The sequence below is a fragment of the Pseudomonas sp. GX19020 genome (genome assembly GCF_023371075.1).
Lineage (GTDB): Bacteria > Pseudomonadota > Alphaproteobacteria > Rhodobacterales > Rhodobacteraceae > Pseudogemmobacter.
Window position 1 is genome coordinate 52600 of record NZ_JAMCCR010000018.1, and the last position, 25025, is coordinate 77624.

Sequence of the window (25025 nt, forward strand, 5' to 3'; positions counted from 1 at the left end):
CCCTATCAGTGCAAAGCGGGAAATTTGTAACAGCCGTGAAGCGAGACAACCGGCGTAACGCCATGCTCCACAATGGAAAAACCGGCCTCGAAGGTTGCTCAGGCTTAAACTTAACAGCTGTTAAGGCCGTGATCAGGTCTGATCGTGGATCCACTTAGTGACCTTAACAGCTGTTAAGCCGCTTTCCGTTCTCGGCATAGCGCCATGATCATCGGGGCAGGGGAGAATGTATTTTGCGTTGCTTTGACGGCCAAAGCCCGAAGATATCCGCTCGGATTTCTGATCTCCGAAAACCGCTCAAGCATTGCTACTAGGGTGACTGCAGCAATGTCCTTACCCATTTTGGCGGTGGCTTCCTGCCAGGCGTGCATACTGACACCCATTGCCGGACGTAAATCTGAAGCTGCGTTGAACAGCTCATTCCAGCTGTTAACTTTCTGAGGATAAAAACTTCTGAGGCTGTGGCAAACGCTTGTAACGAGGCTCAGAGGCAAGCGGAGTGCTTTCTCAGCATCATTTCTTATCGCATGGGGTTGGCGAGGTGCCTCGATACATTCGTCCAATTCAGATTCTTGATATTCTTTATTTGAACTAAGATGGCGCTGCTCATTTTGAGCATCATCGGTGTCCAAATCGACTGCAGGAGGAGGCGAAAGTACGCCTTGCGCTTCAGAAATCATCGCTGTGTAGTCGGCTATCAAATGCTCCAGCTCTGCTGCCGGAAGCTTGCGGCGAAGTGTTCTGCCGGTGAGGGCTACAGCATCCTCCAGTCTGTCCCACAGGCTAAGCGCGGGCACCTCGCTTCGGCCAAGCGCAATGAGCGCATTAATGTCCCGGCGCATCAGGCTGATAGCTTCACGTTTGTGCCTGATCTGGCTTTCCGCTTCCCGTGCCTCATCGGCTGCCTTGGCGATTTGATCGGCCTCCCGGTTCAAGGGGCAGAGATCAAAGCCGAACGCCGTTTCACCTTCCCGGCCTTTGCGCAAGTAACGCTTGCCCGTAGGGCTGTCCTTGCGGCTGATCAGACCGGCATCAATCAATCGCCCAAGATGCCGACGCATGGTTGAGCAGGGCATCCCATGCAGGCGCTCACAGATGGTTTTGTTCGACGGGAAGACGATTGTCGGAGCGCCCCCGATGTCATCTTCGGGGTGAAAGCTCAGAAGAGCTTGGAGGACGGTGAGATCTCGCACGTTGATACCAAAGGCGGCCTGGGCCTTCGACAGGTCCCGCAGCACTTTCCATTTGTTGACCGAGTAGGGCAGGGGGGTAGCCCGCGTCTCGATCACCTTCAGATGGGTATGAGAAATCGGCCGCATAAACGGCGAAATGGGCATGTAGGACATGTTTGAAAATCACGAAGGCAAAAGAACTCCGTCCCGCGAATCGCTTTGCGCTTGCGGGTATGAGGGCTGAACGCTACATTCAGAGGTGCGAAAACTGGTTTTGTAGCGGGGTTGGCCCCCAATGCGAAACGTAGGAAAGGTCTCGTGAAGCTTGCCGGCTTCGCGGGGCCTTTTTTCTATCTGCCTGTCTCGTGCCTCCTTTTCTTGTTAAGTTGCTCTGCCTCAGTCTTCTGATCCCGTTTGCGAGGTCAGTCTTCCAAGCGCCAACGCTCGTGAAGTTCTGCGATCAGCTCGGGGGCACGGGCCTCCAGCCAGGCGACGAATGTCTTGTCTTCTGCGTCGAGGTCGAGCCGGAGCCGCCGGCCACGTTGGCCGGTTTTGATCCGTGCAGAGCCGACGCCCGCGATGGTCAACAAGCCGTCGGGAACCGGCGGATGCATGCCCACAGGTGCGGCGTTCAATCGCTTCGCCGCAGCGAGCGTGGCAGAAAACGCGGCATCGGAACGGCCATCCGGGGCGGGAGCATCCAGCGATCTCACCCGCTCTGCGACTTCGATCAAAGCTGCAGGGTCAGCCTGAGAGTCCGAGAGGGACTTCTTCAGCTCCTCCCATCTCGGGCGACCAATTCCCGGAGCAGGTCCGATTGCAAGGATCAGACCCTCGCCAACGGTTCGCGCGACGCTTAACAGCTGCGAGACGCCTGCCTCGGTTAGCCCGAGAATTTCGGCCACGGCCCGATTGGTCCGCTCGCCGTCGGAAAAATGATCGCCATCGAGCAGGGCGGTGGCGACAAGTGCCCGCTCGATGAAACTCAGGTCACGGCGATCCTGGTTCTCGATCAGCTGGTCTTGCAGGGCATGGCGGTCATCCGTCTCGGTCACGATCGCCCGAACCCTGATGCCAAGGATGCGGCATGCCTCAAGCCGGCGTCGACCGTAGATCAGTCCATAGCGCCCGTCACTGATTGGTCGAACCAGAATCGGAACGCGTTGCCCGCTGGCCCGGATTGACTCGGCCAGACCATCTGCCTCAAGCGCCAGCCGGTCTGATAGTCGTCCGGCGGTATCGATGAGGTCAGTTTCGATATCTTGCACACCGCCACGCAGTCGGCGCCCCTCCAGGGCGTCGGGCGCGTTGCGTAATGTCTGCAGCGGCAGTCCGAGCTTAGGCTTTCTTGACATGACGCCCCCAGGTTTCCTGCACGATGACGGCGATTTCATCATTCACGGCGTTCATCGACTCGATGGCCCGGTCGAAGGTTTGCCGGGTGAATTCCTTGCGGTCGGCCTCATAAAGGGTCTGTTTCGTCAGGCCTGCGTCGGAAATTGCTGTCGATTCTACCATATGATTGGTCAGCACAGACCTGCCGAAAAGCCCGCGGATGAAAGCAATCACCTCGGTCTGGGGTGCATCTCCGACCTTGTAACGCGTCGGTAGGAAGCGCAGCCAGTCGAATCGCAGGTTCGCGCCCGCATCCCGGATCACGCCAAGCAAATCTGCCGTCATTCGCAGAAACTGCGACATCGACATCAGATCAAGCATCTGCGGGTGAACGGTTACCAGCACCCCTGACGAAGCCGAGAGGGCGGACATTGTCAGAAAGCCGAGCTGTGGCGGGCAGTCGATGACCACGACATCATAGTCGGCCTCAACTGCGTCGAGTGCATCGCGAACGCGGGCAAAGAAGGCCCTTGCGCCGCCACGCTGGATCGCAGCGGGGGTTTCATGCTCGAACTCCATCAGTTCAAGATTGCCGGGGATCAGATCGAGACCCTTGATATAGGTTTTACGGATCACATCGGTGATCGGAACCGGGTCATCGTAGCGCACTGCATCATAAAGCGTCCCGCCCTCATTCAGGTCGATCTCTGGTTGGATGCCGTGAAGGGCAGAGAAAGATGCTTGGGGATCAAGGTCGATCGCCAGCACCCGATATCCCTTGAGCGCAAAGCGCTGCGCGAGATGCGCCGAAGTGGTGGTTTTGCCTGATCCGCCTTTGAAGTTCACAACTGAGATGACCTGAAGGTCATCACCTTCGCGGCGGCCTGGGAGGTATGTTCCGGGCTTCCTAGCCCCCGCATCGAGATTCTTGCGGATCTCCCAGACATCTTCAAGCGTGTAGCGTCGGTGGCTGCCGGAGGTCAGCTCCACTTCGGGGACTTTGCCGTCCCGATGCAGTTTGCGCAGGTAGGTGTGATCCACGCCCAGAAGTTCGGCCGCCTCGCCGCTAGTAAGATGGCGCATGGTCTTCTTTGCGTCTGGCGGGAAATGTGCCGCGCGTTGCGCATGAAGGTTCGACGCGAGTAGCTCCGCGTAGCGACCGATTGCGACGTCGAGGTCGTTGTCCGTCTCGCTCATTTTTACTGCCTAATCGTGGTCGCGATTTTTTCTGCACCGCGCGTTATTTTTCGAGACTATTGCCCCGACAAATAGATTCGATCAAGTAGTTTCTAGATATTGCGGACATTCGGCGCATGAACACCATGGGTGAGCACGTATGTACAGTCTTGCGCGGTAGAGCTTGTCCACCCACTCAAGGCCTGGGTGCAGCCACGAACTTCGGGCCGTGCTATCCGGCTGGCTATGGAAACCGAAAGATGGTGCACGAGCACAGCTTGACCGTTCGCCATTGCCCTTTGGATATCATATATGATCACCTATAGCAAAAATATGGATTTTATCAATCATAAATGATATGTAGTTATGTCATTCTAATAGTCCTGTGAAAGACTCGCGAAGGGAAGAGGCGATGAGTTATCTGTCACACCTTAAAACTGCCGCAGAGATGCTGGCCGATGTTGCGGTAGCCGCGCGGGCGCGCCGGATTGCGCTGAACATGACACAGACCGATCTCAGCGTGCGGTCGGGTGTGGCCATCGCCACACTGCGCCGTTTCGAGGCGGGTGGGCCGGCTACTTTGGCGACAGTGCTGGCCGTGGCGGAATCGCTGAACGCTTTGGTTGAGTTTTCTGCCCTGTTCCCGCTTCCAGGTCCGAATTCGCTTGATGACCTTGACGCCCGTCAGGCCCGGAAACGCGTGTCTAAGGTGAAGGCAGTATAATGCGGCTCAACGTGCACCTTGATTTTGGCGCGGGCGCCGATCCCGTGGCGCTTGGCCGACTTGGCCGCGACGAGGCCAGCCGCACCGTCGTGTTCGAATGGAACAAGGGGTTCGCTGGCAATCCGCTGCACATCAGCCCGTTGATTGAACGGAATTACTACACCCTTCTGGAAGCAAACAAGGCTCGCGGTGCAACGCTGCCGGGTCTCTTTGAAGACAGCCTTCCCGATGGTTGGGGACGGCTGCTTCTTGACCGTGAGATGGAGGCGCGTGGTATCAGCAGGGCCGGGATCGGTGATCTGGAGCGTCTTGCCTATGTGGGCCGCCACGGTGCAGGGGCCTTGACCTACCAGCCGGACACCGACCGAGACCCGATTGGCGCGCTTGACCTGGCATGGTTCGAGGAGATCATTCCGCAGGTCGGTGCAGGCGCCTCGGCTGAAGATCTGTCGCGTTTGCGGGTTATCTCGGGCGGCAGTCAGGGTGCACGCCCCAAGTTTGTGGCTCAGTTGCATGAGGATATGCGGTCGCTCAGGGATCACCGTGCGGATCCTGGCCCGGGCTGGTGTCATGTGCTGATTAAAGGGCGTGCCTCATCGGATCCGCATGGAGTTGTTGAGGCTGAGATCGCATATGGCCGGCTCATGCGGCACGCAGGGATCACGACCAGCCCGATGTTCGCGCTTGCCGGTGCGTCAGAGGCCTTCTTCGCGACAGAGCGGTTTGATCGGCCGGGGCAGGGGAGGCTGCATATGGCAACCGTTGCGGGTATGCTCGATATCGGCATGGTGCATGGCGCGGTTGATTATGTGGATCTGATCAAGATCGCCCGCGCCATAGGTGGCGGTATGACCGAGGTCGAAGAAGTTTTCCGCCGCATGGTCTTCAATATCCGCGCGTTCAACCGCGATGACCATGTGCGCAACCATGCCTATTTGATGGATGCTGCGGGTCGGTGGTCGCTTGCTCCTGCCTATGATGTTTCGTTCTCGGACGGGCCCGGGGGTGAGCATTCGCTGGCGGTCGCGGGCGAAGGGCGCAGACCGGGGGTCAAAGCGATCTTCGAGGTCGCGCGGCTTTCCGGCATCAAACCTGCCCGCCGCAACGCGATCATCGAGGCGGTGGATGCGGCCTTGGATGAATGGGGCGAAGTTGCGCGTGATTTCGGTGTGCCGGATCGGCTGCGCGCTCAGATCGGGCGGGAAATCCAGACGGCCCGGAGTTGGGCTTAGATCACAGCTCTTTGGTCCGGAACACAAAAGAAAGTCTGATAATGCAACCTTATTGGACATTATGAAAGAATGACAAGCGCGGCGGATAATGGGATCATATCTGGCATAAAACGCCGATAATTGCTAGTGTTCCGGCATGTCCCGTGCCCCGAAACCGCCTCCGACGCTCCCAAGCTCTCCGGTCCTGCCGCGATGGATTCGGCAGGGTGTGGGGCGTGATGATATTGAAACGGTGATGTTTTCTGCCGGTGCGGCGCTCGCTGCGTTGGATCTGATTGCCCGGTTCGACGATCCGGTGGGCATTCTGTGGCGCAAGCGCCTCGCCCTCTCTGCGGCCGCAGCAGTTTCCCAGCTGGAAGGGCGCCGGGAGGGCGAAGCGCAGCTGCGTGATGCTTTCGCTCTGCGCAGGTCCGGCGATGATCCCGGCCCCGCCGGGCGGATGCTGCTTGGCTGGCGTGCCTTGGGCGAGGCGCGGGCGCTGAGATCACCCGACTGGCCTGCGCGCCTGCCCGGCTTTTTCGATCTGCCGCTTGAGCCGGGTGCCGAGATTTTGCGCGACCTCGGCGCGCGCTTTGTTGGCCGTACCCCGCCCTTGCGGTTTGCGGCGGAGGCGGCGCGGGAGGTTCTCGCTCTCGGTCCGGCCTGGCGCGGCCTTGCTCTCTGGCTGGCCGATGCGCTTCTGGCTCGGGCGCTCGGCTGGGATCGGCCAGTGCCGCTGCTCGCAGCGCATCTGCCGCGCACGGCCTTCCGACTGGAGGGCGAGGCATGGCTTGCGGCCTGTGCTGCGGCCTGGGGCAGGGGGGCAGTTGCCGCCTTCGATCTTCACGTCGATCTGACCCGCCGCGCCACGGCTCTTCGCGCGGCACATCTGCGGCGACCGGGAAAGGACACCGCTGCCATCATTGCCGCCTTACTGACCGAGGATGCTCTGACCGCTCAGGCCGGGGCCGAGGCCAGTGATCGCGCCGCGCGGCGGCTGTTTGATCGCCTGACGTCCCTCGGGCTGGTGCGCGAACTGACCGGGCGGCCGACCTTCCGGCTTTACGGGTTGTGACGATGGCCCGGAAATCATCAGAACCGCTGGACACCGAACTGGCCGATCTGCCGCAAGCCCTGCGCTGGCGCGAGTGGATGGCGCGGGTTGAGGCGGTGCTTTTTGCCGCCTCTGAACCGGTGGGCCGCGACGTGTTGGCGCGAGTGGTCGGTCGGGGCTGCGCGCTCGATCTGCTGATCGAGGATATCTCTGCCGAACTCGCGGGGCGTCCTTATGAGATCGCGCGCATTGCGGGGAGCTGGCAGTTCCGCACGAGGCCGCAACATGCTGCTGCGATCCGTGCCGCGAGCGGCGAGGGTGAAGCTGCACGCGATCTGACGCAAAACGAAGCTCTCGTCCTGACCATCATCGCCTATATGCAGCCGGTGACCCGCGGCACGATCTCGCGCCTGACCGGTCGTGAGGTCAGCCGCGACCTGATCGCCCGTCTGCACCGACAGGCGCTGATCGCTCGCGGTCCGCGCAGCCCCGAGCCAGGTGCGCCCTACACCTATGTCACCACGCCGGGGTTTCTGGTGCAGTTCGGTCTGGAAACCCTGCGCGATCTGCCGGACCTCGAGGCGCTGGAAGATGCCGGGCTGTTGAAGCCGGCGGCTGACATCGCGCTGGATCTGCCGATCGCGGGTGAAGGCGAGTGACCTCCCTTCCAGACCTAATGCTTTCAGCCCGTTCGAGGTCGGCGGGCGAGAAGGGCTGTAAAGCGTGTTGGCATGGGGTTGTTTGGGTACCGCGATGTGGACCTGAAGGCCAAAGTGACCTACCTTTGGCAGGCAAGGCTTTGAGGTTCGCGGGAATATGCCTTCCCTCATCGTCTTAAGATCTGCAGAAAGCCCGCCGCGTTTGCGGCGGGCTTTCTCGTTCGGAGGCTGGAAAATCTCGCGATATGACCGGCTTGGCGGTCTGGCTACCTGCTTGCGGGTTCGTTGAGCCGCCCAGCTATTGGTGCAGAGCCCGCCCTGCCGCGAACAATCCTTGGCACGCGCATATCGCCCAAGGCCGTTGGGACGGCGCCGCGGCAGGAATCCTATAGCTCACGGAAAGGCGTGTTCGTGAGCTATAGAGTCTACGTCTATAAATCACGGCCCAAAAACTGCTGACCACGATCAGCTCGCGTTGGTTGCCGCCTGGAGGTCTGTCAGGCTTATCATCAGCGTCATCGCATCTAGCGGTGAGGGATCAAAGCCGAGCCTTTCGTAGAATTCCCGGGCGCCCTCGTTGAGCGCATGAACCATAAGGCCGCGAATGCCGATCAGGTCTGCGGCCTGAAGCACACGATATGCGGCATCCCGGATCAGGGCGCGACCGAGGCCCTTGGACTGGAAAGCCAGATCCACGGCCAGTCGGCCGAGCACCACGACGGGGATCGGATCGGGCATATTGCGCCGAAACCGACCGGGTGTATCGGTCGCCGTGACCGCGCTGAAGGCGAGAGCGTAATAGGCGACAACCCTACGCTCCTCACATACGACAAATGTCCGCGATGCGCTGGACGCCTGATTGGCAAGAGCGCGGCGCCGAAGCCAGTGATCAAGCGCCTCTTCCCCGGAACTGAACCGGGTAAGGTCGTGATCGGTGGTCAGCGGCTCAGGCGCGGAAAGGCTCACGCCTTGTCCCAGGGGGGAGGTGTGTTCATGGTCTTCCGAAGCTGGTCATTCGGTGCCGGCTGCGCATCGAGGCGCGACATGAAGGCCGCATAGGCCTCGGGCGAGACCAAGATGATCGCGCGATCCAGCAGAGCGTCCTCGGCGGCTGCACGAGCAGCGTCCAGCACGAAGTCTGTCCGGTTTTTCCCGCGTGCCTGCGCCGCCCGGTCAATCAGGTTGCGGTCTTCGGGGCGGATCCTGAGGTTCAGAACCTCGCGCTTGCTGATTGGGGTGTCCGGTGCGGGCATCATGCGATCTCCTTGCGCGATCAATATGGGCATGATCTCTGTAGTGTCAATGTCATTACAGCTGGCGCGATGGCAGCCGGCTGCCAGAGGCAAGGCGTTCTTCGCTCGCCACTAGGGAACGGCGCTCATATCACGGTTCTGAATCATCCCGGGCACCAGGATTCCAAACCGTTGTTGGACGCGGTGAGGGCAAAAATGCGATGATCCCTCCATGGATGAGCCCGTTCACCTTCAGCGGATCGACCCGGAGCGCAACATGCGGCGCTTCTATGCGGCGGAAATTCAGCCGACCCTGTTTGGCGGGGTTTCGGTGGTGCGACGTTGGGGACGCATTGGTGGACCGGGCCGCGTGATGCTTGAGACCTTCGATCATGCGGAGGAGGCGCAGGCGGCTCTGACGAAGCTGGTCATGGCAAAACAGCGGCGTGGCTATCGTGTGGAAGCTGGCTGACGGCGTTACGCTCGGACGCCGCGCTCCTACAGTCGTGCCCGCATTCGGCATTTAAACATCCATATTTTGATGCTATGGATACAAATTCCATAACATAGAGAAGTGAAGGATGTCGTCCCTCCGTGTTGAAAAGGTTCTGCGCCAGTTGGGGCAGGATATACAGGTCGCCCGCAAGAAGCGCCGCATCCCGGTGAAGGATTTCGCGGCGCGGATCGGCGTGGCCGAGGGCACGGTAATCCGGCTGGAAAAGGGCGAGCCCGGCACCCGGCTCGAAACGCTCGCCATGGCGCTGCTGGCGCTTGGCGAGCTGCCGCGGCTGGAACGATTGCTGGATCCTGCCAGTGACGACACCGGGTTGATGATTGACCATGCCAATCTGCCCAAACGGATCGGCCGGACCCGCAAGCCGATCACGGGCACCGCCACCCTGCCTGCCATCGGCCAGGACAGCGACGAAGGGACGGCGTTCTGATGCCGGAAGCCATTGTCGCGCTTGGGGAGCAGAAGATCGAGGTCGGGCTGCTGCATTTCGAAAGCGATGGCCGCCGCCAGCATTCGACTTTCATCTATAGCCCCGGCTGGTTGCGCAATCCTCAGGCGTTTGCTCTGGCCCCGGGCTTGCCGCTCGGTCCTGGTCCGATCCATGCCAGCGGTCAGGCTGACACGCGCGATGCGTTGCCGGGTGCTTTCGCGGACGCAGCACCGGACAGCTGGGGGCGACGGTTGATGGCGCGCACGCTTGGCGAAGGGCTGTCCGAGTTCGAGTATCTGGTGCGCTCGGATGATGTCACCCGGCAGGGCGCGCTGCGGTTTCTGGATGAGCGGATGGAGCCGCTGTCCCAGATGACCGATCCGGTACCGCGCCGGTTGGACATCGAGGAAATCCGCGCGATTGCCGCCCGCTATGAGCGTGACCCGCTTGGGGCGGCCGAGGAAGCACGCATCCTGGCCGGGGCAGGGGGCTCATTGGGGGGCGCACGGCCCAAGGCGAATGTGATTGACGGCGATCAGCTCTGGATCGCGAAGTTCACGGCCGCGGGGGATACCTGGCCGGTGGAGCGCGCCGAGGCGGCGATCCTCAACCTCGGCCGCGCGCTCGGGCTGAATACGGCGGTGGCAGAGCTGGCCCTGCCGCGCAGCGAGGCGCCGGTGGCGCTGATCCGGCGCTTTGATCGGCGGGGGCAAGGCCGCATTCCCTACATGTCGGCGCGAACGGCGCTGCAGGTGCAGGGCGTTACACCCGGCTATTATACTGACATCGCCGATGTGATCCGTGAGATCTCGGTCGATGCGCTGGCTGATCTGCGCGAGCTCTGGCGGCGGATGGTGTTCTCGATCCTCGTGAACAACACCGATGATCACCTGAAGAACCACGGATTTCTCTATGTCCGGGACAATCGGTGGCGGCTGGCTCCTGCCTTTGACATCAATGCGCAAGCGCGGTGTCAGCCGCAGATGGAAACCGGGATCAGCCCGCTGAGCGGTTTCGAGCCCTCGGTCGTGGCCGCCATCGAAGCAGCCCCGTTCTTCGAGATTTCGCAGGACGAAGCACGTCAACTGGCGCGTGACCTTGCCGATGGGATTTCGGCACAGTGGCGAGGGTTCTTCCAGAGCCAGGGCGTCAGGGGTGCCGCTGCTACCGCCTATGCTGCTGCATTCGAACATGAGCAAATGGAGACGGCGCTGCAGCTGGCCCCGTGACGGGTGGGTGCATTAATCTCTATCGAAAGTGCCCGCCCGTCTCGCTGCCAATCATTTACATCGGCCGCAATTGATCCGTCATCCTGCAAGGGCTGGTGGGCGGCCTGAGTTCGTTGTCCTGACCGGACATCCTTTTGCACATCTCGTCCTTCCAGCAGCCTGATCGCCCCGCGATAGATGGAAGCACGAAGATGGCCTCACGACATCAAGACCTGACCCCACAGAAGATCCAGGACTACTGTGATCTGCGGCTCGCCGCCGTTTTGCCCTCAGCCGAGGTTGCAAACCTCTGTCGCTACCTCACCGCTTTGCTGGAGCGCGGCGAGTACCCGCCTTATCGGGGCAGCAGCCTTGATACCCGGGCTTTGGCCGAGGCCCTGGGGATCGAGGCCAGCCAGCTATCCGCCGCGCGCGCCGTGCTGAAGCCGATCTTTGATGCGGTGTCGCGGGCTGTAACAGAGCGGCGATTGCGACCGCCGAAGCCACCCCGCATCCGGCGCGCCCATCCGAATGCTGGCCGGAAAGCCCGTCTGATCGAAGAATTTCCGGCGCCGCTGCAAGATACCTGGGAGGAGCCGCGCCGCTTTGGCGAAGCGCTGCGCCTGCATGCGGCCCGGCATGGGGAGACGACCTATCACCTCTATAATGCGGTGGTGCGGCCGGAAGACGGGGTCCATCGCAGTACACTGATTTCATGGGGCAAAGGTCAGAAGGCACCACGGTCCGCGATCAGTCTGGAAATTCTCAAGCGGATCGAGCGACGCTACCGGCTGCCGGAGGGCTATTTCGCCAGCAAGCGGGGCGGTGCCGAGAGAGCCCCCGGTGATTTCATCCTGCAGGATGTGACGCCCGCCGAACGTCGGCGGCTCGCCTGGCACCTGCCGGAAGATTTCAATCACAGATCCCGACAAGAGCAGGTCGAGATTGTCGAATGGGTGCGCCGGGTGATTGTCAGCGGATCGACCGATTACCGGCGCTATCAGGCGGTGATGATGCGCCAGCGCTATGCGGTCCGTTTTGCCTGTGTTTCCGGCCCCCGTCGGAAGCTGCCGGGCGCGGTCAGCGACACCGAAGCCGGGATCGTCGATGCACCGGCGCGACTGAACGACGAGATGGCAGAGCTGCTGCGCTTCAAAACATCGACCTTTGCAGCCTTCGGGTTGCAGCGAAACGGGGTTTGGGGCGAAGAGACTGCCACGCAGAAAGCGGATCATTTCGGGCTCTGGTTCGGGGCGTTTGCAGCCCCGGCAGAGAGCGAGGTCCGCGGATTTGGCGCCGATCCGCAATGCTTCACCTTCGCGATGATGGTCTTTCCACAGGTCTGGGACTGGTATCTGCAATGGCGGGAGCGCCGGCGCGGCTTCTATACGAAATGGGAGATCGATCTGCTGTCGATCGCCGCTGCCTTTTGCCGGGAAGAGACCGGATGGCTGCGGCAGATGCCAAAGTTGGCCGACCGTGTGGTGGAGATCGAAGGCCTGATCTCTGCTGACGACATTGCTTCGGTGCAGGCGGACTGGGGTAGCGCCTGCGAGAGGATGTACAAACATGCCCGCCGGCGCACGAAAGAGATCGATAGGGTTGCGCGCATCCATCGCGATCCGTTCGAGCCGATCCTGCCCGTGCTGGAGGCCCCGAGCCCGGTCGGCGAGTACCGGAAGATCACCGAAGAAATTCTCCGGCGTCTCCCGGACGAAGAGTTGCACCCGCGTTCATCTGCCGAGGCGGTCAGGGCCTTCTTGCTGCTGCGTGTCGGCATGCATACCGGCCTGCGCCAGAAGAACTTGCGCGAACTTCTGCTCTGCGGGCGGGGTGGCATGCCGACCTCAGAGCGCCGGCTGGAGGACATGAAGCGCGGTGAACTGCGCTGGAGCACACGTGACCAGGGCTGGGAAATCCTGATCCCGGCTATTGCCTTCAAAAATGCGACCTCGTCATTTTTCGGGTCCAAGCCGTTCCGGCTGATCCTGCCCGACCTCGGTCGGCTCTACGAGATGATTGACGCATGGATTGATCGCCATCGGCAGCGCCTGATCGGCGTGGCGGCAGATCCCGGCACGTTCTTCGTCAAGACGGCAAAGCGAACCAGTACCGACGCGGCCTATGGTCAGAACACCTTCTACGAGGCCTGGCGCACGGCGATCCAGCGCTACGGGATCTACAACCCGTGGACAGGGAAGGGGGCCATCGAAGGATTGCTGCCCCATGGCCCACACAATGTGCGGGATGTTCTCGCCACTCACATCCTCAAGCAGACAGGCTCCTACGAGCAGGCCAGCTATGCCATTCAGGATACACCGGAGATGGTCGCGCAGCACTATGGGCGCTTCCTTCCGCAGGACAAGGCCGAGATTGCAGCTAGAATCCTCAATCAGGTTTGGGCCGCAGCATAGTGTGGAAAGAGGACCGTGCCTCTAGGACTCTCGAGTAGGCAAATGTCGACAAGGGGCGGAAAGCTGACGGAAGGTGGTGCGGCATTGCGCCCGCGGCAAACCTGGGACAGCGGTCGTTCGTCCGTTGCGCAGCGATCACTCTGCCCCGCGTCCCGTCACGGGCGGTTAGCAGTTCACTGCGTGGCGGCTCGACTGCCAAAGCATGATTGCAAATGCAGCCGCTCAGACGGCAAGCAACAGGCTTTCTGCTGTTGCCGATGTTTGCACTTCTAGCCTAAGGTACGTTCGCATCACAATCAGACACTCAGAACACGTCCAGATGGAACTACTTGCTAACCCGGAACCTTGGAAACCCACGACGTCTGGCGAACGCTTGTTGTTTCTTCTTGCTGAATATCATCAGGAAACGCGCTTTCTTTTCGAAACTCTCAGGGGGGCTGAGTTGCGTTTCGGACGTCGGTCAGAAGACTTGGCTAGTTTCCTAATTGGAACGGCCGTCTTACATCTTCAACAGAGGCTGATCCGCCTCGCGGATGACGTAAGGGAAATGAGTTTGCCGGATCGCCTTGCCGAGGTTCTTGAACTCAGGAAGCGGACCTGTGATATCATTCAGCTAACCCCACTTGAATACAGCGGTGATTTTGGCGAGTTGATAGAGGAAATTCTGGTAAGCGCCGAGCAGGGAAATAAAGAGCCTACACCGGCAATGAAGCGCGCGGTCATGGCACATGGTCCCCGACATTGTTACAGTTGCGGACGCCTTTTCGGTGCATACTTTGACGATGCTCCTCAGGGATTAAAGGCGACGGTCGATCACGTTTGGCCCCGGGCACTCGGCGGCGACACTGTCGAAGCAAATCTTCTCCCAGCTTGCCCTTCTTGCAACAGCAAAAAAGGACACCTTGCAACGTGGCATATGGCTTGGATCCAGCCGGTGGTTTTGTCGGACACCGATGGATTGCGAACATTGCCAAGGGAAGTGAAAATGGCCCTACACATGCGTGCAGCAACCTCCTATGCACAAGCAAACGGTACTACACTTCGCGACGCATTCCTCACGATCGGACCGCGAGAACCACCTGCAAAGGTCGACGTCGATCAAGGATACGATTTCTTCAATATGCGTGTGCATGACGAGGCGCGCACACTGGTTAGATGGACACCGAGTTAATGCTATTTGAGTATGACGCATTCATTTTTCGCCAGAGAGCGGACGGCGGCGGTCCGCTCCTTGCGCTTTTCAATGCTCCGGCTGGACAAGTGGCGACCTGGACCGATGTCGACAGGCTCGGCCCGAATAACAAGCTTGGTCCGCAGCGTGAGCCAAAGAAAAGCAGGATTTCGAGTATAAAGCGTTTCTTCGCGGATGATCCAAATAACACAATCCCGACAGCGATCGTCATAGGGATGAAAAACATCGCCATTGATAACCAGGGGTCAATGGGCAAGCTGAGTTTCGAATGGACCGAGGGGCAGGCAAAACCAGGCTTGGTCATTGACGGACAGCATCGTCTGAGAGGCTTAGCATCGGCAAGTGAGGACACCCTCGTTCCCATTGTCGCGATTCTCGAGGCAACTGATCTTGAGATGGCCTTCCAGTTCCTGGTCATCAACAACAAGTCTGCGAAAGTTCCCCCGGATCATCTGCGTGCCTTGGCGCTAAATTATCCGCAGGAGCAACTGGAAGACCGGTTGCGGACCGCGCGCTTGTCGCTCAATCCCAATCTAGGTTCTGTGGGCGTATTGGACGAAGACGAAGAAAGCCCATTCAAGGGAATGGTTGACTGGCCGAATAACGCCGCAGAGGCAAGGATCGTCGCACCATCTGCGATCGAATCTATGGCGTCTGAAGTCAAGTTGCTTGGATTCGGCGAATTGGAAGATCTCGACAGCGTCAATGCATTTCTGATCGCAATGTGGTCAGTCATCAAAGTCGAATGGCCTGATCTTTTCGTCAAAAATAGCAAATTGATGTCGAAGGTCGGCCTAATTTGCATGACCCAATTCGTATGCGCGACGGTTAAGACCTGGGCGCGCAATCCTCGGCTTCGCGATCAGGTGGATCCAGGTGACCCAGAAAAAGTGAAGAGCGTCACCAAAGATGTTCTGTCGACACTCGATCGGTTGTTTTTCGACGCGGAATGGTCGAGCACCAGTTACGACACAAGGGCCGGCCGTGATCAGGTCATGACTGATCTGGAAGCTTTGTCCTTTAATGTGGCGAACTCCGAGCCTTGGTACGAAGGCCTCAAGGTAATCGACCGTAACTGGCTTCAGGTTCATCTATCAGGCGAGGGTGGAGCGGTCCCACCGCTGGAGGCCGATTAGAAAAGAGATTGGAGCGGCAGTAGGCCTCAAACCTAACACGCCAACGAGAATGTTGCTGCAACACTGAATGAGCCGAGTTGCCTGGGTATGGGGTCAGGCAGGTTAGGGCGAGGCCGACCGCGGCTTCTATCACCTCTCCGAGGAATTCGCTGCACCTTGTCTGAGTCGCCACTTTCGGGAACGCCGCAGGGCAGAAGGTACGGACTGCTGCGGTCGAGGCTGTGCGGAAATTCCCTTATGTATTAGACCTTCCCGTAGTTTGGGAGGTCGAGATGGCAGGGTTCATCGAGGGCGTCGTGCGCGATCAGACTTCCCTGTTTGCCCATCGGCTGGACGGCCAGATCAACGGACACAGCGTGGCTCGGGTCGTCGACCTATTCGTAGATGAACTCGACCTGAAGGGCCTGGGCTTCGCGCGGTTTACACAAGCGCGGACTGGCCGTCCCGGCTATCATCCCTCGTTGCTGCTGAAGCTGTTCATCTATGGCTACCTAAGCCGCCACCCGTCGAGCCGCCGCCTCGAACACGAGGCCGGGCGCAATGTGGAACTGATGTGGCTGACGGGCGGGCTCGCCTCGGACCACAAGACCATTGCCGATTTCAGGGTCGACGATGGGCCTGGCATCTGCCGGACTTGTGCGCAATTCATCGAACTTTGCCTCCGGATCAGTGTGCTGAAGGGAGGCTGTGTCGCGATCGACGGCAGCAAATTTAAAACGGTCAACAACCGCGATCGCAACTTCACCAAAGGCAAGATCGCCAGCCGCCTGGTTCATATCGAGGCCAGTGTCGCAATTAAATCGAGGACATGGTGCGCATCGATCGTCTGGTGGAGGGCGAGACGCAGGCCGAGCGAGTCGCGCATCTGGCACGCGGCTATCGCAGCATCCGCCAAGAGATTGGCCGGTTGAAAGCGATGGGGATCGAACTGGCAGAGGCGCCGGATGGCCAGATCTCGCTGAACAATCCGAATGCGCGTGCCATGGCTGGCGACAAATGCCCGCAACAGCGGCATGGTCGGCTACAACGTCCAGAGCGCTGTCGATACAGAGGCCCAGCTGGTCGTCGCCCATAACCGACTGTTTCCACGCACCCTCGGCCGATATGGTTTATGCCTTCTTTGCTGCATTCGAGAAGGCAGGCCTTCGCCGCAGGCCGCACGACTGTCGGCGAAGAGCTCCGATCGGCACGCGGCGGGGATGAACGAGTGAACCCTCGGTTAATCAGACCTCTCAACCGCCGCGTAAGGGGGCGGCCCCAATCAGTCGGTCGATCTTGGGGGGTGCTTCCCTGCGGCATGCGTCGAAGCGGCCGCTCAAACTCCGTGACGCGAGATCATAACTTCCGAGGCAAAGTACAGATTCCGCGACCAGTCGGACCGAGCGCAGCATGACGATGAAGTCGCTCGCAGCCGCAGCAAGCGGGTTCTGCGCCGCAGTGCAGATGCTGCGAGTAGTCATTCCAGGCTGCACCAGACCCGGCGGCCTGGCCACAACATTCGCCGCGCCACGCCGTTGTGCCGCGAATGCCAGCAAAACGTGCGTTGGATGGCGAACCCCTATGTGTCGCTGACGATGTGTCCGATGGGTGGCTTTCACTACGCTAATTAGCCAAATAAAATCAACTATTTATTCTTGCGCTGATGCCTTTGGTAAACTGCACAATGCTGTGTATGGCAGTGCAGTTAATTGACAAGTGAGCAGTATCAAAGTAATACTACAGCACTCAACAGCGCCTGTTCGGATACTGCGAAGCGATGATCATCACAGCCTGCTCCCGGCGCAAGAAGGCGCCCATAGATCCGATTTTGCATCCAGCCAATTTGTCGGCAGGAAGTTTATCGGACGTAGCGGATCAATGGCGCGCGCTCGTCGCTTCAACGTCGAAACCCTACAGGGCCGCGCTTTTGTATGGAGGAAGGGCCTTCACAGACGCCGCCTGGTCAGCGCGAATCATGGGTGTTCCTCATTTCGTCATCAGCGCGGGCCTCGGCCTCGTCGGTCCTGAGTGCGAGATCCCAGCATACTCGCTTACCACAACCGGGTCGACTGACGAGAACGTTTTGGCAAGATGCCCGGCGGGTACGCGTCCAGTTGATTGGTGGCGGGCTACGTTCCCTAACAGTGCCCTCAAAAAATTGATTGCCAACACGGAAGGGCGCGTTTGCCTCGCGCTACCGAGAACCTATCTGGAAATGATCTACAACGACCTCTCGGAACTCGATCCCCAGACAACCAGCAAGGTTCGCATTTTCACTGGTGCTGGCGAGACCTTGAGGGGCAGTCGGTTCGTAGAAAATATTATGCCTTACGATACGCGTCTCGATGGTCCCGACAGCCCACTTCCTGGAACCAAAAGCGATTTTGCAAGCCGTGCGCTGCGTCATTTCACCATGCTGACCCAAAGTCAGCCAGTCCAAGGGTTGGTCGAAGATCGGACGCGGGTGGAACACTCGTTAGCACCGATGCGTATGCCGATTTTCCCGAAGCGAGAACGGAAGTCGGACGAAGAAATTCGGGCAGCCCTAATCGAAGCTTGGCCGTCAGCAAATGGTAACCGCCAGCGATTGCTGCGCCATTTGCGAGACGCTCTGCTCATCTCTTGCGAGCAGTCGCGTTTCACACGTATTGCACGAGCGTTGGCGGCCGAGGGCTTGGTATGAAGATGTCAAAGGCTTCCTTGAATGAAAACGCCATTGTGCTGCGAGCAATCCGGACTCAGCAAGCCGGGGCATTTGAGCTCTATGCTTTCTTCATCGCTGCCTCCGACATCCTGCAAATCGCCGATATCAGTCGCATCAAGCGTGAAGCCAATGAACTTCAGGGCTTCCAGCGCAAGGAAATCCGGGCCCATGTGAATTCCATCGTCGAGTTTCTCGATAGCGGACCCGTGCTGTTTCCGAATGCCATTATTCTTGCACTGTCGCGGAGCGTTCTGTTCGAACCATCGCGCGGGCCGGCGCCTGCTGGGTTGAGCGACATTGGTCGTTCAGGCACGTTGACAATTCCACGGGGGAAGGAAGGTCAGCGTGCTGCATGGATTGTGGATGGCCAACAGCGTTCGATTGCCCTCTCCCGCACCACGAATAGCGCCCTTCCCGTGCCAGTGATCGCCTTCGTTTCGCCCGACATCAAGACACAACGCGAACAATTTATCTTGGTTAACAAATCAAAGCCTCTTGAGCCCCGCCTTATCAATGAACTGCTGCCCGAAGTTGGCGCGCTTCTCCCCAAAGATCTGAGCGAGAACGTTCTGCCGTCGGAACTATGTACTCTTCTGAACACGCGTCCCGGTTCCCCCTTCTTCGGCCTAATCAAACGAGCATCAAGTGGGACGAGCGGTGTGATTTCGGATCAAGCCCTGATCACCGCCATTCGCCAAAATCTGCGACCGGCCTATGGCGGGCTAGCGGCGATGCGGAATGCCGACGGGATCGAAGCCGAGAGGGTCTTTGAGGCTTTGATTGCCTACTGGACCGCGGTAAAGGAAATCTTTCAGGAGGCGTGGGGCAAGGATCCGACGCAAAGCCGTCTGATGCATTCTGCCGGAATTAAATCCATGGCCTCCCTCATGGATACGTTAATCCTGCGCACCGAATCTATGCCGGACCCGTGGAAGGAAATTCGCACAGCCCTTGGTCGTCTTGCGCCGCATTGCGCGTGGACAGAAGGACGCTGGCCAGTCGAACTCGGGCTAGCGTGGAATGAGGTGCAGGGAACGCCCCAGCACATCAACCGATTGACACAGTTTCTGGTCGCCAAGGATCGGGAACTGTCCAGGGCCATGAAATGAAGTTCATTTTCGCAGATAGTCTCGACTACGTCGATCCGGGCTATGATTTTGTGCGGGAGCGCAACGCCGAGGGCCGTCGCCCCTATTGGGACGACCATTACCCCCATGAGGCCTTGGGATATGCCCCATATCAGGGAATGCTGGTTTCGCGTGCCATCGTCGGCGGCGGCGCAGGAAGCGGGATATCGGGGAAGTACACTGAGGCTCAGGCAATGCGTTTTCGACGGGTCGGCGCACGAGAGTTTCTACGTCTCGATGACCCGAAATATGCCACACTCGACATCTTTGGCGATTGTGGGGCGTTTTCCTACCACAAGGAGGACGTTCCGCCGTACAAGCCCGAAGACACCGCCGAGTTTTACGATGACGGGCAGTTTACGCATGGTTGCTCGGTCGACCATATCATATTCGACTTCACTGAGGTCATGACGGGGATGAATGGCGGGACCGAGGAGAACCGCCGTCGCTTTGACATCACACAAGCCAATGCGGAGGCGTTTCTCGCGGCCACGCGGCACATGTCAAATCGCTTTTGCCCATTGGGCGTCATTCAGGGTTGGTCCCCTGGAAGCATGGCCGAGGCCGCACGCAGGCTGGTTGCGATGGGCTATGACTATCTTGCTCTTGGGGGCACGGTTCCCCTGAAGGCTCCGCAGATCAAGGCCTGCGTTGCTGCCATCCGCGAGGCCATCCCGCGCGAAACGCGTCTGCATGTGCTCGGCTTCGCGAAGGCCGACAACATTTCCGAGTTCTTTGGGATGGGCATCACCAGTTTCGACACTACCTCACCACTTATCCGCGCCTTCAAGGACGGGAAATCAAACTTCTATCTGCCAGGTTCGGGCAGCACTCTGAACTACTACACCGCGATCCGGGTGCCGCAGGCTATCGAGAACCCGAAACTAATGAACCTCGCAAAACGAGGCATTCTGCATCAGGAAGACCTTCAGAAGATGGAGGCCGACGCGCTCGATGCACTACGCCGCTACGATCGTAACGAAGCAGACCTCGATGAAACCGTTGAGAAAGTGCTCGCGTACGCGGTACCCGCCACGATTGGGGATCTGGTACAAAACCTACCCGGATCGCGACAGATTTCCGAGTTGCGCAGCCGATATGAGCGCACGCTAACCGATCGCCCTTGGAAGCAATGCAATTGCGTGATCTGCCGTGAGGTTTCGATCGAAGTCATGCTGTTCCGTGCCTCGAACCGGAACAAACGCCGCGGCATTCATAATCTTCACATCTACTCAAGTCACCTCAAAAACCTTAAAGAAAAGTCTGCCTATGCGCTCCACTAAAACTTTCTCGGCTGTCTTTGCCAACCAGAGCGCAGCGCATGATGTGCTGACCTTCACGGCCAGCGCCGCAGAAATTCTTGACTTTGCCGTGATTGATCGGGCTGGTCGAGACAATGACGGGAGCCTTAGCGGTTTTCAGCGGCCCCAGATAGCCAGTCACGTTCGGAACATCCGTGACTATCTGGAGCAAGACGATGCGGTCCTGCCAAATCCAATTGTCGTCGCGTTTCTGGGTGGCTTGACAGTGGTTGACCGGCACGATGGAGGCCATTGTCGTGTGAAGATTGACACTTCCACCTCGAAACCGGGGTGGGTCGTCGATGGTCAGCAACGTCTGACCGCGCTTTCGCAAGCCTCGCGAGGGGATTTTCAACTGCTCGTATCTGCCGTGGTTTGCCGCGACGAGGCAGAACTGAAACGTCAATTCGTGTTAATTAACTCGGCTCGACCGTTGCCGAAATCGCTGATCTACGAACTTCTGCCGTCAATGCAGGGCCTCAGTCGCAAGATGGGCGAACGCGCCTTGGCTGCCGAACTGACAGCACGACTGAATTTTACAGAAGGGTCAGCGCTAAAGGGCCTTATTCACCAGCACACCAACCCAGACGGCGTGGTGAAGGATACCGCAATCCAAAAGGTGATTATGAACTCCGTCAGCGACGGGGCCATGCGTGAACTGTTGCCAGAGGCTGATGGCGTTGAACGCTGCTACGATCTGATCAACGAGTTCTACTGGGCTGTCCGCGAAACCTTCCGCGGTGATTGGGAGGGGCATAAGCCAAAGACCTCACGCCTTGTGCACGGCGCAGGAATCGTTGCGATGGGGCATGTGATGGAACTCCTAGCCTATTTTGACAAGGCGACGAAACGCGATCAATTTGCAATCGGTCTTGCCTGTCTTAAACCGCTAACTGCTTGGACTCAGGGTGAATGGGACTTCGGCAACGGTGAACGCCGCAGCTGGCGAGGGATCCAGAACGTCAGCAGCGACATCGCTTTGTTGTCAGACTATATTGTTCGAGAGGTGCGGACCGATCAGCGCGACCGCCTTTGGAGGACTAAGATGGCGTCCGAACAAACTCCGGTGCCTGCAGGGTCCGAACAATGACCTCCAGTGCCATCGTGCTGTTCTCCGGTGGTCAGGACTCGACCACATGCCTTGCGTGGGCGCTCTCGCGGTTCGATCGGGTCGAAACGATCGGCTTTGATTATGGACAAAAGCACATCGTCGAAATGGCGTGCCGCAGGACGATCCTAGGCAGGATCGGAGGCATCCAAGCCGACTGGGCGGAGCGCATCGGGGAAGACAATCTGATCGATCTAGGGATCCTCGGGCAGATTTCCGAAACAGCGCTGACGCAGGACATGGCAATTACCATTGCTGAGAGCGGTTTGCCGAACACGTACGTGCCTGGAAGAAACCTTCTGTTCCTCACGCTTGCTGCAGCAGTGGCTTATCGGCGTAACATCCGTCACCTTGTTGGCGGTATGTGCGAAACCGACTTCTCAGGTTACCCTGATTGCCGCGACGACACGATCAAAGCCCTGCAGGTCACGTTAAGCCTTGGCATGGACAAGCGCTTCGTGATCGACACACCCCTGATGTGGCTAGACAAAGCTGAAACTTGGCAACTGGCGGAAGAGAGCGGTGGCAGCGATCTTGTCGATCTGATCATCGAGGAAAGCCACACCTGCTACATTGGGGACCGTACTCATAGACATGCCTGGGGTTATGGATGTGGGAACTGCCCCGCCTGCCAGTTGCGTGCAAATGGCTATGAAAAGTTCCGGTCTCGGACCGAAACACTCGCAGGGAGAAGCGGATGAACAAGCCCAACGACACCCAACGGCGCCTTGAGGGCTTTGCCTTTCTGGCAGCTTTTGCCGCCTGCATTCCGGCCGCGAACTATCTTGTTCAGCATGTCGGCACCTTTTGCCTGCCCGACGGTGGCCCCTGCATGATCCCAGTTGCCCCCGGCCTGACCGCACCAAGCGGGGTCTTAATGGTCGGCCTCGGACTGGTCTTGCGCGATCTCGTGCAACGCAGGCTCGGACTTTGGTGGTCCGTAGGCGCCATTCTGCTTGGCGCAGCGCTATCGGTTGGATTCTCTGCACCGAGTCTTGTCGTCGCCTCGGCCTCGGCCTTCTTGTTTTCAGAACTGGCGGATCTCTTGGTTTTCACTCCGCTGCAAAAGCGTGGACTTGTGCTGGCTGCGGTGGTGAGCAGCGTTGTCGGGCTCATCATCGACAGTATCATCTTCCTTCAACTGGCGTTCGGCAGCCTAGATTTTGTTGCAGGGCAGATTGTCGGTAAGATCTTGATGGTGCTTGTGGCAATCCCGGTGCTGATCCTTCTTCGCAATCGGGATCAGCGCATTGGAATGGCCGCAGCCTCATCCTAATCAACTACTGGCCGCAACCGTTTGGTCCGCGGCCGATAGCAACGCCTTGCAGCGACCTTGACCAGAACTGTGGCAGAGTGAGCGCTTCAAAAGGACAGTCTGAACACTGCTTCTCGTGTAGGCTGGGCACATGCGCCGGATCTGCCCTGCGGTTGCACAGCGTCCGACATGCCGATAGATGCCCGCCATCCGGTCGCAGCCTACCCGAACATCAAAACAAAGGCCCAACATGAAAACACTTGTCATCTGCTCGGGCGGATTGGATTCCGTGTCGCTCGCGCATATCATCGCCGCCCGGCACCAGCTCACGCGGCTTGTTTCCTTCGATTACGGCCAGCGCCACCGGAAGGAGCTTGATTTCGCGGCTGCTGCCGCGCGACGCTTGGACGTGCCCCATCACCTGATCGACATGCGCCCGATCGGGGCCACGCTTACCGGCTCGGCGCTGACGGACGACATCGACGTGCCGGACGGCCATTATGCCGAGGACACCATGCGCATCACCGTGGTGCCGAACCGGAACGCGATCATGCTGGCGATCGGCTTCGGGGTAGCCGCCGCCAATGGCGACGAAGCCGTCGCCACCGCCGTTCATGGCGGCGATCACTTCATCTATCCCGATTGTCGTCCGGCCTTCACCGATGCGTTCGACGCCATGCAGCAGGCGGCGCTTGACGGCTATGCCGATGTGCGCCTGCACGTGCCGTTCGTCCGACGCAGCAAGGCCGACATCGTGCGCGAGGGGGCAGCCCTTGGCACGCCCTTTGCGGAAACCTGGTCGTGCTACAAGGGCGGCGAGGTCCATTGCGGGCGCTGCGGCACCTGCGTGGAGCGACGCGAGGCCTTCCATCTTGCCGGCGTCGCGGACCCCACCCCCTATGCCGATCCCGACTACTGGGTTCAGGCAGTCGCCGCGCAGGAGGGGCGCTGATGTTCCGCATCCGCAAGGAGTTCCAATTCTCCGCCTCGCATCAGCTGAGCCATCTGCCGCCCGATCACCAATGCGCGCGGCTGCATGGTCACAACTACATCGTCGTGGTGGAGCTTGCCGCCGAGACCCTGAACAAGGATGGGTTCGTCCGCGACTACCATGATCTCAAGCCGCTCAAGACCTATATCGACGACAGCTTCGACCACCGGCATCTGAACGATCTGCTGGACGTTCCCTCGACCGCCGAGAACCTGGCCCGGCATTTCTACGATTGGTGCCGAGCGCAATGGCCCGAGACCAGCGCCGTCCTGGTCAGCGAGACGCCCAAGACCTGGGCGGAGTATAGGCCATGACCTTGCGGATCGCCGAGATTTTCGGCCCGACGATCCAGGGCGAAGGCGCCCTGATCGGCGAGCCCACCGTCTTCATCCGCGCTGGCGGCTGCGATTATCGCTGCAACTGGTGCGACAGTCTGCATGCAGTAGAAAGCCGGTACCGCCATACCTGGTCACCGATGAGCCCCGACGCGGTCTGGACCGAGGTTCTGCGCCTCTCCAAGAGCCGGCCCCTGACGGTGTCGGTTAGCGGCGGCAACCCGGCCATCCAGGATTTCGGGCCGGTGATCGAGCGCGGGCGGTCCATGGGCTATCGCTTTGCCTGCGAAACCCAGGGCTCGGTCGCGCGGCCATGGTTTTCGGCGCTCGACACCCTGGTCTTGTCGCCAAAGCCGCCGTCAAGCGGCGAAACTGTGGACTGGGACAGCTTTGCGGCCAGTGTCGCGGCGGGTGCTCGGGCCGGACAGACCGTGATGAAGATCGTAGTGTTCGACCAAGCTGATTACGACTGGGCAAAGACAGCCCATGCCCGTCATCCCGAGATGCCGCTCTACCTTCAGCCCGGCAATCCGGAGGTAGATCCGGAAACGCCGGTTGATCTTCACGCGCTGGCTGACCGGCTTGGCTGGCTGACCGAGACGGCCATGGCCGACGGCTGGTTCGCTCCCCGCATCCTGCCGCAGTTGCATGTCCTGATCTGGGGCAACAAGCGCGGTGTCTGACAGTCTAGCGGTCCCGATCACGTCCAGACATCGATCGCCGAGCGCCTATGGCAAGAACGTATCCCGCCCTGACCATCGTAGGCGA

General features: G+C 59.5%; 24 protein-coding genes and 1 pseudogene. 20 read left to right on the forward strand and 5 right to left on the reverse strand.

Features of this window, described 5'->3' with window-relative positions:
- Positions 1–173: 173 nt before the first annotated feature.
- The 3 genes from repC to repA form a co-directional block, all read right to left on the reverse strand.
- Positions 174–1346, reverse strand: coding sequence for a plasmid replication protein RepC (gene repC, locus M3484_RS20395; protein WP_249498998.1), 1173 nt, complete (start codon positions 1344–1346; stop codon positions 174–176).
- Between the two features lie 248 nt (positions 1347–1594).
- Complete coding sequence (repB, locus tag M3484_RS20400) at positions 1595–2569, reverse strand: plasmid partitioning protein RepB (RefSeq protein WP_249498999.1); 975 nt, start codon at positions 2567–2569, stop codon at positions 1595–1597.
- Positions 2511–3704, reverse strand: a complete 1194-nt coding sequence (gene repA, locus M3484_RS20405; RefSeq protein WP_249499000.1) for a plasmid partitioning protein RepA — start codon at positions 3702–3704, stop codon at positions 2511–2513. The genes repB and repA overlap by 59 nt, the downstream gene beginning before the upstream one ends.
- A gap of 391 nt (positions 3705–4095) precedes the next feature.
- Between repA and M3484_RS20410 the strand changes: the two genes are divergently transcribed.
- The 4 genes from M3484_RS20410 to scpB all read left to right on the forward strand — a co-directional run bounded on the left by M3484_RS20410 (position 4096) and on the right by scpB (position 7331).
- Positions 4096–4407, forward strand: coding sequence for a helix-turn-helix domain-containing protein (locus M3484_RS20410; RefSeq protein WP_249499001.1), 312 nt, complete (start codon positions 4096–4098; stop codon positions 4405–4407).
- Positions 4407–5639, forward strand: coding sequence for a type II toxin-antitoxin system HipA family toxin (locus tag M3484_RS20415; protein ID WP_249499002.1), 1233 nt, complete (start codon positions 4407–4409; stop codon positions 5637–5639). The genes M3484_RS20410 and M3484_RS20415 overlap by 1 nt, the downstream gene beginning before the upstream one ends.
- A gap of 136 nt (positions 5640–5775) precedes the next feature.
- Positions 5776–6693 (forward strand): DUF1403 family protein, encoded by a 918-nt coding sequence (locus M3484_RS20420; RefSeq protein WP_283258526.1) that lies wholly within the window; start codon positions 5776–5778, stop codon positions 6691–6693.
- Between the two features lie 2 nt (positions 6694–6695).
- Positions 6696–7331 carry an SMC-Scp complex subunit ScpB gene (gene scpB / locus M3484_RS20425; RefSeq protein ID WP_249499004.1) on the forward strand — a complete coding sequence of 212 codons (636 nt, stop codon included), beginning with the start codon at positions 6696–6698 and terminating at the stop codon, positions 7329–7331.
- A 465-nt stretch (positions 7332–7796) separates the two neighbouring features.
- On the opposite strand, the gene M3484_RS20430 is transcribed toward scpB, so the two are convergent.
- Together M3484_RS20430 and M3484_RS20435 are read right to left on the reverse strand one after the other, a co-directional pair.
- A complete protein-coding gene (locus M3484_RS20430; RefSeq protein WP_249499005.1) occupies positions 7797–8297 on the reverse strand; it encodes a GNAT family N-acetyltransferase in 501 nt (166 codons plus the stop codon).
- Positions 8294–8587, reverse strand: a complete 294-nt coding sequence (locus M3484_RS20435; protein WP_249499006.1) for a type II toxin-antitoxin system TacA family antitoxin — start codon at positions 8585–8587, stop codon at positions 8294–8296. The genes M3484_RS20430 and M3484_RS20435 overlap by 4 nt, the downstream gene beginning before the upstream one ends.
- Positions 8588–8795: 208 nt before the next feature.
- On the opposite strand from M3484_RS20435, the gene M3484_RS20440 reads away from it, so the two are divergent.
- The 16 genes and pseudogenes from M3484_RS20440 (at position 8796) to queE (ending at position 24940) form a co-directional block, all read left to right on the forward strand.
- Positions 8796–9035, forward strand: a complete 240-nt coding sequence (locus M3484_RS20440; protein ID WP_249499007.1) for a WGR domain-containing protein — start codon at positions 8796–8798, stop codon at positions 9033–9035.
- A 109-nt stretch (positions 9036–9144) separates the two neighbouring features.
- Complete coding sequence (locus M3484_RS20445; protein ID WP_249499008.1) at positions 9145–9507, forward strand: helix-turn-helix domain-containing protein; 363 nt, start codon at positions 9145–9147, stop codon at positions 9505–9507.
- Complete coding sequence (locus M3484_RS20450; RefSeq protein WP_249499009.1) at positions 9507–10736, forward strand: type II toxin-antitoxin system HipA family toxin; 1230 nt, start codon at positions 9507–9509, stop codon at positions 10734–10736. Before M3484_RS20445 ends, M3484_RS20450 begins: the two co-directional genes overlap by 1 nt.
- Before the next feature lie 134 nt (positions 10737–10870).
- On the forward strand, positions 10871–13129 hold the full coding sequence (locus M3484_RS20455; protein ID WP_249499010.1) for a hypothetical protein: 2259 nt from the start codon (positions 10871–10873) through the stop codon (positions 13127–13129).
- A gap of 319 nt (positions 13130–13448) precedes the next feature.
- On the forward strand, positions 13449–14300 hold the full coding sequence (locus M3484_RS20460) for an HNH endonuclease (RefSeq protein ID WP_249499011.1): 852 nt from the start codon (positions 13449–13451) through the stop codon (positions 14298–14300).
- Complete coding sequence (locus tag M3484_RS20465; RefSeq protein ID WP_249499012.1) at positions 14300–15457, forward strand: DGQHR domain-containing protein; 1158 nt, start codon at positions 14300–14302, stop codon at positions 15455–15457. The genes M3484_RS20460 and M3484_RS20465 overlap by 1 nt, the downstream gene beginning before the upstream one ends.
- A gap of 272 nt (positions 15458–15729) precedes the next feature.
- Positions 15730–16533, forward strand: a pseudogene (locus M3484_RS20470) (transposase); the annotation flags it as partial.
- 680 nt (positions 16534–17213) lie between these two features.
- Positions 17214–18119 carry a hypothetical protein gene (locus M3484_RS20475; RefSeq protein WP_249499013.1) on the forward strand — a complete coding sequence of 302 codons (906 nt, stop codon included), beginning with the start codon at positions 17214–17216 and terminating at the stop codon, positions 18117–18119.
- Complete coding sequence (gene dbpB / locus M3484_RS20480; RefSeq protein ID WP_249499014.1) at positions 18116–19249, forward strand: DGQHR domain-containing protein DpdB; 1134 nt, start codon at positions 18116–18118, stop codon at positions 19247–19249. Before M3484_RS20475 ends, dbpB (M3484_RS20480) begins: the two co-directional genes overlap by 4 nt.
- Complete coding sequence (gene dpdA / locus M3484_RS20485) at positions 19246–20550, forward strand: tRNA-guanine transglycosylase DpdA (protein WP_249499015.1); 1305 nt, start codon at positions 19246–19248, stop codon at positions 20548–20550. Before dbpB (M3484_RS20480) ends, dpdA begins: the two co-directional genes overlap by 4 nt.
- Entirely contained in the window at positions 20537–21658 is a 1122-nt protein-coding gene (gene dbpB, locus M3484_RS20490; RefSeq protein ID WP_249499016.1) for a DGQHR domain-containing protein DpdB, read from the forward strand. Before dpdA ends, dbpB (M3484_RS20490) begins: the two co-directional genes overlap by 14 nt.
- A complete protein-coding gene (gene queC, locus M3484_RS20495; protein WP_249499017.1) occupies positions 21655–22377 on the forward strand; it encodes a 7-cyano-7-deazaguanine synthase QueC in 723 nt (240 codons plus the stop codon). The genes dbpB (M3484_RS20490) and queC (M3484_RS20495) overlap by 4 nt, the downstream gene beginning before the upstream one ends.
- On the forward strand, positions 22374–22952 hold the full coding sequence (locus tag M3484_RS20500; RefSeq protein WP_249499018.1) for a VUT family protein: 579 nt from the start codon (positions 22374–22376) through the stop codon (positions 22950–22952). Before queC (M3484_RS20495) ends, M3484_RS20500 begins: the two co-directional genes overlap by 4 nt.
- A gap of 229 nt (positions 22953–23181) precedes the next feature.
- Complete coding sequence (queC, locus tag M3484_RS20505; RefSeq protein WP_249499019.1) at positions 23182–23883, forward strand: 7-cyano-7-deazaguanine synthase QueC; 702 nt, start codon at positions 23182–23184, stop codon at positions 23881–23883.
- The gene (gene queD, locus M3484_RS20510; protein WP_249499020.1) at positions 23883–24236 is read left to right on the forward strand and encodes a 6-carboxytetrahydropterin synthase QueD; all 354 of its coding nucleotides are present in this window, start codon (positions 23883–23885) and stop codon (positions 24234–24236) included. The genes queC (M3484_RS20505) and queD overlap by 1 nt, the downstream gene beginning before the upstream one ends.
- Complete coding sequence (gene queE, locus M3484_RS20515) at positions 24233–24940, forward strand: 7-carboxy-7-deazaguanine synthase QueE (RefSeq protein WP_249499021.1); 708 nt, start codon at positions 24233–24235, stop codon at positions 24938–24940. Before queD ends, queE begins: the two co-directional genes overlap by 4 nt.
- Positions 24941–25025 lie beyond the last annotated feature (85 nt).

Excerpts from the sequence above, each read along its gene's own strand:
- repC (WP_249498998.1), bottom strand. The coding sequence starts at position 1,346 with ATGTCCTACATGCCCATTTCGCCGTTTATGCGGCCGATTTCTCATACC.
- repB (WP_249498999.1), bottom strand. The coding sequence starts at position 2,569 with ATGATGAAATCGCCGTCATCGTGCAGGAAACCTGGGGGCGTCATGTCA.
- repA (WP_249499000.1), bottom strand. The coding sequence starts at position 3,704 with ATGAGCGAGACGGACAACGACCTCGACGTCGCAATCGGTCGCTACGCG.
- M3484_RS20410 (WP_249499001.1), top strand. The coding sequence starts at position 4,096 with ATGAGTTATCTGTCACACCTTAAAACTGCCGCAGAGATGCTGGCCGAT.
- M3484_RS20415 (WP_249499002.1), top strand. The coding sequence starts at position 4,407 with ATGCGGCTCAACGTGCACCTTGATTTTGGCGCGGGCGCCGATCCCGTG.
- M3484_RS20420 (WP_283258526.1), top strand. The coding sequence starts at position 5,776 with ATGTCCCGTGCCCCGAAACCGCCTCCGACGCTCCCAAGCTCTCCGGTC.
- scpB (WP_249499004.1), top strand. The coding sequence starts at position 6,696 with ATGGCCCGGAAATCATCAGAACCGCTGGACACCGAACTGGCCGATCTG.
- M3484_RS20435 (WP_249499006.1), bottom strand. The coding sequence starts at position 8,587 with ATGATGCCCGCACCGGACACCCCAATCAGCAAGCGCGAGGTTCTGAAC.
- M3484_RS20440 (WP_249499007.1), top strand. The coding sequence starts at position 8,796 with ATGGATGAGCCCGTTCACCTTCAGCGGATCGACCCGGAGCGCAACATG.
- M3484_RS20445 (WP_249499008.1), top strand. The coding sequence starts at position 9,145 with ATGTCGTCCCTCCGTGTTGAAAAGGTTCTGCGCCAGTTGGGGCAGGAT.
- M3484_RS20450 (WP_249499009.1), top strand. The coding sequence starts at position 9,507 with ATGCCGGAAGCCATTGTCGCGCTTGGGGAGCAGAAGATCGAGGTCGGG.
- M3484_RS20460 (WP_249499011.1), top strand. The coding sequence starts at position 13,449 with ATGGAACTACTTGCTAACCCGGAACCTTGGAAACCCACGACGTCTGGC.
- M3484_RS20465 (WP_249499012.1), top strand. The coding sequence starts at position 14,300 with ATGCTATTTGAGTATGACGCATTCATTTTTCGCCAGAGAGCGGACGGC.
- M3484_RS20475 (WP_249499013.1), top strand. The coding sequence starts at position 17,214 with ATGATCATCACAGCCTGCTCCCGGCGCAAGAAGGCGCCCATAGATCCG.
- dbpB (WP_249499014.1), top strand. The coding sequence starts at position 18,116 with ATGAAGATGTCAAAGGCTTCCTTGAATGAAAACGCCATTGTGCTGCGA.
- dpdA (WP_249499015.1), top strand. The coding sequence starts at position 19,246 with ATGAAGTTCATTTTCGCAGATAGTCTCGACTACGTCGATCCGGGCTAT.
- dbpB (WP_249499016.1), top strand. The coding sequence starts at position 20,537 with ATGCGCTCCACTAAAACTTTCTCGGCTGTCTTTGCCAACCAGAGCGCA.
- queC (WP_249499017.1), top strand. The coding sequence starts at position 21,655 with ATGACCTCCAGTGCCATCGTGCTGTTCTCCGGTGGTCAGGACTCGACC.
- M3484_RS20500 (WP_249499018.1), top strand. The coding sequence starts at position 22,374 with ATGAACAAGCCCAACGACACCCAACGGCGCCTTGAGGGCTTTGCCTTT.
- queC (WP_249499019.1), top strand. The coding sequence starts at position 23,182 with ATGAAAACACTTGTCATCTGCTCGGGCGGATTGGATTCCGTGTCGCTC.
- queD (WP_249499020.1), top strand. The coding sequence starts at position 23,883 with ATGTTCCGCATCCGCAAGGAGTTCCAATTCTCCGCCTCGCATCAGCTG.
- queE (WP_249499021.1), top strand. The coding sequence starts at position 24,233 with ATGACCTTGCGGATCGCCGAGATTTTCGGCCCGACGATCCAGGGCGAA.